Here is a 9701-nt window from a genome sequence, read left to right as displayed (position 1 = left end):
TTCCCATGGTCTACCGTGCCCAACTCACCACGAGTCGTCGCGAACGCCCCGGCCGGAGCCGCGTTGCTGTTCGACCTCGGTGAACTCGGTGGCCTGGTCAGGGTGGCTGTCGTCGGTCACTGCACTTGGCCGATCATCGATACTTTTCACCGTATTCTGAACCACCACACCATGTTTCACAGACAGCGGTGGCAACCTCGCGACCAGTTCCTCAGGCATCAGGGTCTCGAGATCCGGCAAGCGTTCGAGAATCATCGACGGGTCCGGCAGCGGCGACTTTCGCGTAATCAGTGGATCGAACAACTCCTGGCGTTTGCGCTCGAGATCGGCCGCGGCAGCGGCGGCAGCGGCCACGGCGGCCTTGGCGATCTCCCGGTAGCTGAGATCGTCGATCGTGGAGGAGAATCGGATGTCGGTCACTGTGCCCTTCGCGTCCACCGTCACACGAACTCGGCCGTCGCGGGCGGCTCCGGTGCCGGTCAGCCGGGTCCGCTCCTCCTCGGCCCGTGCCAGGTCGCGCCACTGCTCGGTCAACGCCGCCAGGGCTGCTCGTCTGGCACTCGGGCTGTCCACCATTGCCGTCACCTCGTATTCCTATGTCGCGGTATCCGGCGCAGCGGTCCGGCCGATCGGTGCCGCCTGTAGCGGGCTGTCGCGGCCGGATTCGTCCCGATCCGGCGTCTCCGCCTTCCGATCGGCGCGAGGGCTCGAATCAGCGGGGGTCGACCCAGCGGGTGCGGGCGACACGGCCTCTTCCGGCCGAGTGGCCGCCGACGAGAACATTTCCGATGCCGAGATATCCGTATTCGCCGCCGAATCCTCGCGTTTCGCCGGCCCCGACCGCTTGCGCTGCTTCGCCGGCTGCCGTGCGCCCCCGCCCGGCCCCCCGGATCCGCCCGCGGCACCGGCAGGCCCGGAACCGCTCGGTCCGGTCGCGGATGTCTCCGGGGCTCGGCTCTGCTCGGTCGCCGACGTACTTACCGACCCGCTCGGCGCCGAGTCGATCCATCCCGCGTTCGTGCTCACGGAGCCCGGCGTCACACCGCCGATATCGGTGGACTGCGGCGGGTTCTGCGCCGCGCCGATCGCCGGTTCGGCACCGGCATCCCGGTCTTGGACGCCGCCGTCTCCGGAGAACTGTCCCGCAGGCATTGCTCCCTCGCGGAACGGCGCCGCCCCATCCCCGGAACTCGGAGCCTCCCGCACTGGATCAGAGCCCGGCGGGTAGTCGGACGGCGACGGACTCCCGGCGGAACCGAACCCCCCACCGGTGGCGCCGTACCGTCCTGCGCCACCGGCCGAATACAACTCATCGGCAGAGATCTCCTCGTTCACGGTGTGCAACGCCGCCGTCTCTGCCAGCCCCTCCTCGATCGACAGCACGGCGTCCGCGACGGCTTGTACCCCGGCGACCACACTGTCGACCGCCGTGACGAATCCCTCCGGACCATAGGCGAACTCGCTGCCGAAACTGTCGTCGCCCCAGGCGGCCGGACCCACCGACATCCCGTCGGCGACCCGGCTCAGGGAGGCGAGCAACGACTCCCTGACTTCGGCGAGACCATCGACAACAGGCCGCAGCGCGGCTGGATCGACGGTTACCCGGTCGGCCATACCGTCACCTCGCTCCCCACATCATCGGTTGGCATATCGGCCATATACTCGTCTGAATTCTGTTCGCGGCGGGCCACCCGCACCACCGCCGAACTGCGGCTTCACCCCAGGGAACTGTAAAACCGCGCGCGACGTCGATCATCGGACCGGCTCGTCCTTCATCGTGCGCAGCACATCGGCAATGACCCGGTCGAGCGCTTCGACCATCCGCCGACGATCCACCGGCGTCGCCACGGCCGGCGGGCCCGGCGTGACGAGATAGCGACCATCACCCGCCAGGTCTCGCCACCCAGATCTGTACCGACTGATTCCACTCGGCCCGAACACCGATACTCCTTGACAGATGTCGATCATGCCGACGGAATCGGTGTCGACGCGACGGAATTCGCCGGCCGACCGCTGGACTTCGTCGTCAGCGGCCCGGTGAACCGGCCGAGAGTAGGTGTAGTCGTAATCTGCGGCGTGTTCGGCAATATCGGTCAGCACCACTTCACCCCGCTTTCCGGCCGGTGCGGTGGGCAGTCCCGACACGATCATCCGCGGCAGTTCCGAGGCATGCTGCTCGACAACGGTGAATCCCCCACTGTCTTCGAGGGTTTCACCGGGCTGCTGCGAGATCAGCAATCCGCGGTCCGCGCGACGAACCGCGAGCAGCCGTATTCGCAAACGCGGATTCTCCTCGTTCGTACCACGAACCGCAATACGGAGATCCGGGCGCGTCATGATCCCGAGAAGATCGTCGGCCGTGTATCCGAGACGATCCCGCAGGCGCTGCAGGGCATGCTGTTTCGCGGCCAGGAAGTCGCGGTACAGCGGGATGTCGCTAGTGAAGAAGAACGGCGACGGAAGCACGCCGTCCTGCGTTCCCTCCCACAGCGCGAAGAATTCGAGATCAGTGAACTCCCACCGCCGATTCATTGTTCGAGAACCGGTTTCGTCGCGAATGTCGAATCACCCAGCGCATCGTGCAAATATTCGCGGGACAGTACGTGGTCCGGACGTTCGTACCTGTTGTCCTGCCGGCCGGCCGCACCTGCTCCGGAGCCCATCGGCGGCGGGTACCCGCCGCCGAACGGCGTCGTTCCCATCGGTGTCGGTACCGCTGGCATCGCCGGAATCCCAGCCCGGGGAAACAGTTTCGACGCGTCGACGTTCCCCGGGGGAGACGGTCCAGCGCCGACGCCGAGACCACCCCCACCGGGGCCGCCGAGACCCGCCCCGCTCGCCTTACCCGCGAGCTCGGAGCGGCCGGGAAGCCCGGCCGGCAATGTCGGTCGCCCGCCGGGCGTCGCCCCCTTCGCGACGCCCGCGAGGTTCTGCAGTCCATTCGCAACCTCGCGACCGAGGCTGCTCAACTGGCCCAGGGCGTTGGCACCGGTTCCGACACCAGCTCCGGTTCCCGACTCGGACCGTGAAGGGGTGCCGGTTAGTCCGTTGTCCACAGATGCCGACATTGCTGAATATCCGCCGCTCCCCGGACCGATAGGGCTCAGCCCGCCGGGACCGCCTGGTGGAAAGGTGGTCCCGCCGCCTTCCGGCTCCTCCTCCTTCGGGTCCTCGTCCTCGGGCGGGTTCACCGGGTTGGTCGGCTCCGGTACAACCGGTAGTTTCGACATGGATGTCCGAATCCCCGGGACGTAGTAGTCCTGGAAATGGCGACAGGCCAGCATGAACGAGGTGTCCGCCAGTTCGTCCTCGGGCATCCACGACAGATCCACTTCGCCGGTATTGCTGAGCACTGTCGGTGAAGCCTCGGCGCTGAAGGGCATGCCCAACTGGGTATCGTTCAGCCACTCCGCGGCGAACGAGAGGTTGTCGGCGAGAAGCCGGGCACCGGCGGCGAACTTATGGGCTTCTGACATATAGGCATTCGTGGCCTTCCTGACCGCGAGTCCGGCGGAGCCGTACCAGCCGCCGTTCTCCGAACCACTATCGGCCACCTCGCTCAGTTCGGTCCCGAGAACGTTCATCGCGTAGTCCAGTTCGTCGGCCGTCCAGTTGCATCGGGCCGATAGGTCCAGCAGAGGTTGTAGGACCGCGCGGATTTGCTCTCCGAACTTATACAGCGTTGGCCGATCCAACCAGTACGGATTTTCTGTATCGATCAGCTCGTTACGCGCTACCTCGGCGAACTCGAACTCCCCTCCCAATTTTGTGAAGGTTCCGGACGCCGCCTCCGGAAACTCCGGACCCACCCTCGGCACAGCTGACGGATACGACTTCGTGCCCTTCTGGACCCAGTTGGGTATCGCACCGTTCGTGGTCATGACGTTGTAGGAATCCGGAACTTCCGCCTCCAATGCCCCGTTCGCGACAATATCGTCGAAGGCGGCAGCGCTGTTCTGCTCGGCGAGGGCATACGTCTTCCCCGCGGTGACCAACGTCGTGAACACATCGTTCAGAACACGCTCGTGCGCTTCGACGGCCGACGTGAGAGCGGCCAGCTTTTCGTGGTACCACCCCATCAGATCAGCGGCCGATTTCATTGTGAAACCGGTAGGGGCTTCCAACCCGATGATCGCCGACTTGATCTGCTCTACCCGACCGAACGCATTCTTGTACGCGACAGCGCACTTGAAGGCGACCCCTTCGCCCAGTACGAGCTTGCCCGAGCCCAGCGACTGCCAATCAGCGACCAAGGAGGGATCTGTCTCACCCATCAGTTCAGGCTTCCGTCCGCAATCTTCGCGACTTGACTTCGTCCACAATCACACCCGCCATATCGAGCTGCCGGAGCGCCGCATCGATATCGACCGTGTCGTCGTCACCGAACGCCGCGGCGAGCCCGGCCCGACCGACCGCTCCGAGTTCCACGGCGGCAACCAACTCCGTGATCGCCATCGGATTCACCTCCGATCTGCGACCGGCGCCGGACCCCACGGCCCGGGAGACCAGATCCACGACGGTGTCCGCGGTCCACACGCCCGGTATCGCCGTAGCGAGTTCGGCGGCCGCCGGCGAATCACCCCGGTACCAATGCCCGTCGTCCCACCAGTAACAGAAGGTCAGCAAGCCCATACCCGCTCGTGGATTCAGCACCTCATCGGTCACCCATTCCGGTGCCCCGGAGTAGAGGTCCGGCAGGGCACCCTCGACGTTGTATGCCTTGTCCAATTCCGGGGCATCCCACACCCCGCCGGACAGCACCGCGCGTCCGGGCAGCAGGCACAGTGTCGATCCGCCGCGCCGGGCACTCTCGAAAACGGCGACCGCGGGACGTATCCGAGGCCCGCGGCCGGAACCGATCGCGGCGAACACGGCGGACAGAACCGCCCACCGGGACCACATCGAGCCGAGATCCGGCAATTCGCCGACCGCGGGAACCGAACGGGCCCCGACAGTCCGCTCCGCGTGGACGGCCGCTTGCCGGGGCGGTCGCAGCTGACGACCGTCGTGCCCCAGATAGGCGGCCAGCCACACCGGCAGCCGCGCACGGGGGTGGGCGGCGAGATCGGCCTGGTACGCCTGGACCGGTAGGAGTTGTTCCGGCGGAAACGGCTCGACGCCGTAGTCGGTCTCCACCTCGGTGACCGGATCCCCATCGGCTCGGCGTCCTACCCGCACCACCAGCCGCCACCACGGACCCTCCGGAGAATCGGCCGCCGCCGATCGGTGCCGGCGAACCGCGGCCATGAGTTCCGCCGACGGACTCGTATCCGCGATCACCCGCTCCCCGCGCAGATAGGTCACCTGCGCGCGGTGCGCGGTGACGGTCACCGCGAATTGTCCGTGCGCCCACTCCCAGTTCTCAGGAGCGGAAGCCACGATCGCGGCGGTGACGGCGCCGAGATCCCTTTCCGCGATACTGCGGTCGGAAATCTCGGCGCCGAGGGTGAATTCGATATCTGGTTCGCTCATCGATCGTTCCTGTCCTACGGCGACGCGCACGACCGTCCGGCCGCGACCGGCACTCCGTTCCGAAATCGCGCGCACGGCACTCAGACGCCGAAGCTGTCGGATACCTTCCTGTCGGCGATGAAAGCGTTGTCGCGCGCGTCCACGACAGCCGTGCGAAGGTTTCCGAGTTTGGTGTTCGTATCGGAGAACGCATCGGCCCATCTGCTCTGGGCGCCCTGGAACGTCACCGCGGAGTCGTTGTTCTCCCACGCCACATTGATCAGTTTCTTCGCGACGTCGTCCAGGCGATGCACCTCGTTGGTGAGATTCATGCGGTGCGAGTCCAGCTGGTCGATCAGGGTGTCGAGAACTCCCCGGTCGTAGTTCATGTCATTTCCGTACACGGTTGTGCCTCTCTAGATCAGGTTGGTGAACCGGTCGACGTTCGACGCGTCGACGGAGGTGAGGGTCCGGTTTCCTTCGGATACGGTGTCGGTGAGCTCCGTCAGACGCCGGTTCAGCTCGCTCGCCTCGGCATCCCATGCGTCCAGGGCGTCGCGGCAAGCCTTCGAAGCGTCGCCGCGCCATCCCGGGCCGGACGCCGCGATATCGTCGGTGATCCGGGCGAGCGTGGTCTTGATCGATCCCACAGCGTCCATGAGATCGTCGACGACCGCGGCGGCCTCGGGTGCACTGAGATGGACCTGTCCTGCCATGGTTGTTCCTTTCGGTAGGCGCACCTGTTCGATGCGGTGGAACAGGCCGTGATCGGCCTGTTGTGTTCAGAGCGTGAAGCGCTTGTCCGGGGGGAAGGGGTCGGCCCGTTGCCGAATGGGGTCGCCGCCGCCCAGCACCGGGACGGCCCACCCGCCGGGATCGTCGACGACCTCCCGGCCGTTCGACTCGGTCACGAGCTGTGCCTTCACCTCGGCGGCGGTCACATCCGCGTCCCCCGTCCGTGGCGTGACCGCGCCGAGGGCGCCGGCGGGCACCGCGCCCGATCCCGGGGCCACCGCGGCGGATGCGCGCGACTGCGCAGGACCGCCGCCGAGCTCCGAGCCGGTGCCGGTCGGGGTACCGCTCGGGGCAGCCCACCGTGGTCCGAACTCACTCAGTCGAGGCGCCCGCGCTCCCGCTCCCGAGACTGCTGGAGCGGGGCCGGAGCCGACCCCGGACCGATGTCCTATGAGCCGACCTCCCGGCGAAACGTGCGGCCGCGGCTGCACCGGCGCGTGTGCCAACTGCGGCATGCCCGCGGCCGGAATCGCGCCCGGCGCCGCCCCGGTCAGCGACTGCGCGATATTCAGCAGCCGGCGTATCGCCTCCGGCGTGCCGAGACCGCTCGGCGCCCGCGTCACCGGGATCTTCGTGCCGCTACCCGCCATTTTCGCCGTATGCCCGGTCATGGCGGCGCGGGTTTTCGCGACCACCGCCGTGCCCTCGGCCATGGCTTCGATACCTTGGATCAGTGCGAAGGTCTGGCCGGGCGGAGTCGCCAGGAACGGCCCCACCGCTGTCATGGTGCTGACGAACTTCGCGATCACCGCAGACATCTCGGCCGCACCGACCGCCACGGTGGCGGACGCTTCGGTCACCCCCGCTGCCAGCACATCGCTCTGCGCCGCGACGGCCGCGCCGTCGGTCTGCGCCAGCCCCTGCTTGATCGCGGCCGAATCGGCGCCGGCGCCCTGCCACAGCGAAGTCAGGATCGACAGGCCGGTGGTGGCCACGGACATGGCCGAGGTGAGCACGCCCGACGCCTGCGATAACACCTGCGCCGGGTCGGCACCGCCGTTCGCGCCGAGCGCCCCGGTGCCGAACCCCCCGATGAGGTCTGTCAATGGCTTGGCCATCGCCGTCAGATCGAGGGGCGGCAGCGGTGGCAGGTCCGGAAGCGGCGGCGCCGGAGGCAGGTCCGGCAGGCGTGGCAACCCGAAATCGGACAGCACCTCGTTCACCGACCGCTCGGCCGGCGAGCTCGCGGCGACCTGACGCAGCAGCTCCGGAACCGTCCCCCCGACCACTTCGGTCACGACCGCACCGCGGATGCCGTCGCCGAGGCCGAATCCAGTTCCGTCGCTTCGTACAGACCCGCACTGTCATAGGCCGTGCGGGCGGTCCCCGCGTGGACTGCGCCCAGTTCGGCGACCGATCCGAGATTGTTGGCCTGCGCCGCGACGAAAGCAGCCAGGAAGTCCTGTCCGATCAACCCGAAAACGGGAACGGCCGCCGCGACGATCGCGGCCTGGTCCACCCCGGCTGCGGCGCAGATTTCGGCGGCGCAGGCGCCGTGCATATCGCCGAAGCGCCGAATCTCGTCGGGAACAACGGAAAGATCGCTCATCGAAACCCCTGGATGGCTGGAGTGTTACCTCGCCATCGTGCGGGTGTCCGCACTGCCCGGCGAAGCATCGGCGGCGATTAATAACACTTGCCTAAGGTTGGACCGCTGCTCGGTTGTTCCGGATCGCACTGTGCCGCCCATACGCTGGCGAGAGTGGAGCCCGATCAGTCACAGTTACTCACTTCGCCGGCAAGCTCGCGCAGCGGGGAAATCACAGTAAGTGCCACAGAGCAGGGATTACCGGTCGCCATCACCGTCGATGTCGCCGTACTGAAACAAGATCCCGGCGAACTCGCCGCACGGATCCTGCGATTGTGCCGCCGGGCCGCGGATCGGGCGGGGCTGGAACGGCGTAGACAATTATCGGAGGCGGGTGTGAGCGGCGAGGTCATATCCCTGCTCGGCTTGCCCACTGCCGATACGGTCGCCGAACGGGAGCTGGCGGACGAATACGCGTACGAGATGGCACCGCGCACCTGGTCGAGGCGTCGATGAACGACTCTGTGCGTATCGACGACACTGTGAACATCGTCGAGACCGGCGATGTCGGCCCGGCCCGGCGGTGGTCGCGCCGATTCCGACACCGGCCGGCGCCGGGCACGATGTTGCCGCGCGCGACCGCGGTGCCGCACTCACCTCACTGGCGGTAGGTCGCCAAGAAGCGGCCGATGCGTTCGATGATCGCCTCGAGATCGTCGGCGTGCGGGAGGGTCACGATGCGGAAGTGGTCGGGGCGGGACCAGTTGAAGCCGGTGCCCTGCACGATGTGCAGCTTCTCCTGGAGCAGGAGATCCAGGACGAATCGTTCGTCGTCGTGGATCGGATAGACATCGAGGTCGATCTTCGGGAAGGCGTAGATCGCTCCCTTGGGCTTTACACAGGACACACCGGGGATGGCGTTGAGGGCTTCCCAGGCGCGGTCGCGTTGCTCACGGAGCCGGCCACCGGGCAACGTGAGGTCGTAGATGCTCTGATGCCCGCCGAGGGCGGCCTGAATCGCCTGCTGTGCAGGTACGTTCGCGCACAGACGCAGGCCCGCGAGCATGGTCAGGCCCTCCAGATAGCTCCGCGCATGCTGTGTCGGACCCGACACCACCAGCCAGCCTCCCCGCAACCCGGCACATCGATAGGACTTCGACAATCCGGAGAAGGTCAGGCACAACAGGTCCGGAGCGAGTGGGGCGGTCGCGGTGTGGGTGAGGCCGTCGTAGTGGATCTTGTCGTAGATCTCGTCGGAGAACACCACGAGGTCGTGGCGGCGCGCGATCTCCAGGATCTCGCGCAGGACCTGCGGCGGATAGACCGCGCCGGTGGGGTTGTTCGGGTTGATGATCACGATCGCGCGAGTGCGATCGGTGACCTTTGCCGCGATATCGGCCGTATCGGGGTACCAGTCGGCGGATTCGTCGCACCGGTAGTGCACGGCCCGGCCGCCGTTGAGCGTGGTCGCCGCGGTCCACAGCGGGAAGTCCGGCGCCGGGACGAGCACTTCGTCGCCGTTCTCCAGCAGTGCCGTCATCGCCATCATGATCAGTTCGGATACACCGTTGCCGAGGAACACCTCCTCGACATCGACATCGGCGACGCCGAGGTCCTGGTAGTACTGCACGACGGCGCGGCGCGCCGACAGCAACCCTTTGGACGAGGAGTAGCCGCTGGATACCGGCAACGTACGGACGATGTCCTGCAGGATCTCCGGTGGCGCCTCGAAACCGAACAACTGCGGATTGCCGGTATTCAGCTTCACCACATGATGCCCCTCGACCTCCAGTCGCGCGGCATGTTCGGCGACCGGGCCGCGGATCTCGTAGGACACGCCCGACAACTTGCTCGACTGCTCGACCTGCATCAACATCCTCTTCTCGGCACGGCTGCCGCCTACTCTACTTGGAAATTCCAAGTATGC

The 9701-nt window shown here is 66.7% G+C and carries 10 protein-coding genes; all 10 read right to left on the bottom strand.

The genetic code is table 11. The annotated features are described in order from the left end of the window. Nucleotides 1-24 precede the first annotated feature (24 nt). Nucleotides 25-576 carry a YbaB/EbfC family nucleoid-associated protein gene (locus tag OG804_RS04085; protein ID WP_328398221.1) on the bottom strand — a complete coding sequence of 184 codons (552 nt, stop codon included), beginning with the start codon at nucleotides 574-576 and terminating at the stop codon, nucleotides 25-27. 18 nt (nucleotides 577-594) lie between these two features. Continuing rightward, entirely contained in the window at nucleotides 595-1614 is a 1020-nt protein-coding gene (locus OG804_RS04080) for a hypothetical protein (RefSeq protein WP_328394006.1), read from the bottom strand. Nucleotides 1615-1752: 138 nt separating this feature from the next. After that, nucleotides 1753-2532, bottom strand: coding sequence for an ESX secretion-associated protein EspG (locus OG804_RS04075; RefSeq protein WP_328394004.1), 780 nt, complete (start codon nucleotides 2530-2532; stop codon nucleotides 1753-1755). Continuing rightward, a complete protein-coding gene (locus OG804_RS04070) occupies nucleotides 2529-4274 on the bottom strand; it encodes a hypothetical protein (RefSeq protein WP_328394002.1) in 1746 nt (581 codons plus the stop codon). Before OG804_RS04070 ends, OG804_RS04075 begins: the two co-directional genes overlap by 4 nt. 4 nt (nucleotides 4275-4278) lie before the next feature. After that, complete coding sequence (locus tag OG804_RS04065; protein WP_328394000.1) at nucleotides 4279-5472, bottom strand: hypothetical protein; 1194 nt, start codon at nucleotides 5470-5472, stop codon at nucleotides 4279-4281. A gap of 80 nt (nucleotides 5473-5552) precedes the next feature. Continuing rightward, complete coding sequence (locus OG804_RS04060) at nucleotides 5553-5840, bottom strand: WXG100 family type VII secretion target (RefSeq protein ID WP_328393998.1); 288 nt, start codon at nucleotides 5838-5840, stop codon at nucleotides 5553-5555. 27 nt (nucleotides 5841-5867) lie between these two features. Next, nucleotides 5868-6167 (bottom strand): WXG100 family type VII secretion target, encoded by a 300-nt coding sequence (locus tag OG804_RS04055; RefSeq protein ID WP_328393996.1) that lies wholly within the window; start codon nucleotides 6165-6167, stop codon nucleotides 5868-5870. Between the two features lie 66 nt (nucleotides 6168-6233). After that, nucleotides 6234-7484 (bottom strand): hypothetical protein, encoded by a 1251-nt coding sequence (locus OG804_RS04050; RefSeq protein WP_328393994.1) that lies wholly within the window; start codon nucleotides 7482-7484, stop codon nucleotides 6234-6236. Continuing rightward, nucleotides 7481-7795 (bottom strand): type VII secretion target, encoded by a 315-nt coding sequence (locus tag OG804_RS04045; protein WP_328393992.1) that lies wholly within the window; start codon nucleotides 7793-7795, stop codon nucleotides 7481-7483. The genes OG804_RS04050 and OG804_RS04045 overlap by 4 nt, the downstream gene beginning before the upstream one ends. Nucleotides 7796-8432: 637 nt before the next feature. Further along, nucleotides 8433-9644: a pyridoxal phosphate-dependent aminotransferase gene (locus tag OG804_RS04040; protein WP_328393990.1), complete on the bottom strand. Its 1212-nt coding sequence runs from the start codon at nucleotides 9642-9644 to the stop codon at nucleotides 8433-8435. Between the last annotated feature and the right edge of the window lie 57 nt (nucleotides 9645-9701).

The sequence above is a fragment of the Nocardia sp. NBC_00416 genome, from assembly GCF_036032445.1.
Lineage (GTDB): Bacteria > Actinomycetota > Actinomycetes > Mycobacteriales > Mycobacteriaceae > Nocardia.
The sequence above is the reverse complement of the archived record's forward strand: the minus strand, read 5'-3'. Positions and strand labels throughout refer to the sequence as shown.

Coding starts and splice junctions, on each gene's coding strand:
- OG804_RS04060 (WP_328393998.1), bottom strand. CDS start 5,840: ATGAACTACGACCGGGGAGTTCTCGACACCCTGATCGACCAGCTGGAC.
- OG804_RS04075 (WP_328394004.1), bottom strand. CDS start 2,532: ATGAATCGGCGGTGGGAGTTCACTGATCTCGAATTCTTCGCGCTGTGG.
- OG804_RS04045 (WP_328393992.1), bottom strand. CDS start 7,795: ATGAGCGATCTTTCCGTTGTTCCCGACGAGATTCGGCGCTTCGGCGAT.
- OG804_RS04070 (WP_328394002.1), bottom strand. CDS start 4,274: ATGGGTGAGACAGATCCCTCCTTGGTCGCTGATTGGCAGTCGCTGGGC.
- OG804_RS04055 (WP_328393996.1), bottom strand. CDS start 6,167: ATGGCAGGACAGGTCCATCTCAGTGCACCCGAGGCCGCCGCGGTCGTC.
- OG804_RS04085 (WP_328398221.1), bottom strand. CDS start 576: ATGGTGGACAGCCCGAGTGCCAGACGAGCAGCCCTGGCGGCGTTGACC.
- OG804_RS04080 (WP_328394006.1), bottom strand. CDS start 1,614: ATGGCCGACCGGGTAACCGTCGATCCAGCCGCGCTGCGGCCTGTTGTC.
- OG804_RS04040 (WP_328393990.1), bottom strand. CDS start 9,644: ATGCAGGTCGAGCAGTCGAGCAAGTTGTCGGGCGTGTCCTACGAGATC.
- OG804_RS04065 (WP_328394000.1), bottom strand. CDS start 5,472: ATGAGCGAACCAGATATCGAATTCACCCTCGGCGCCGAGATTTCCGAC.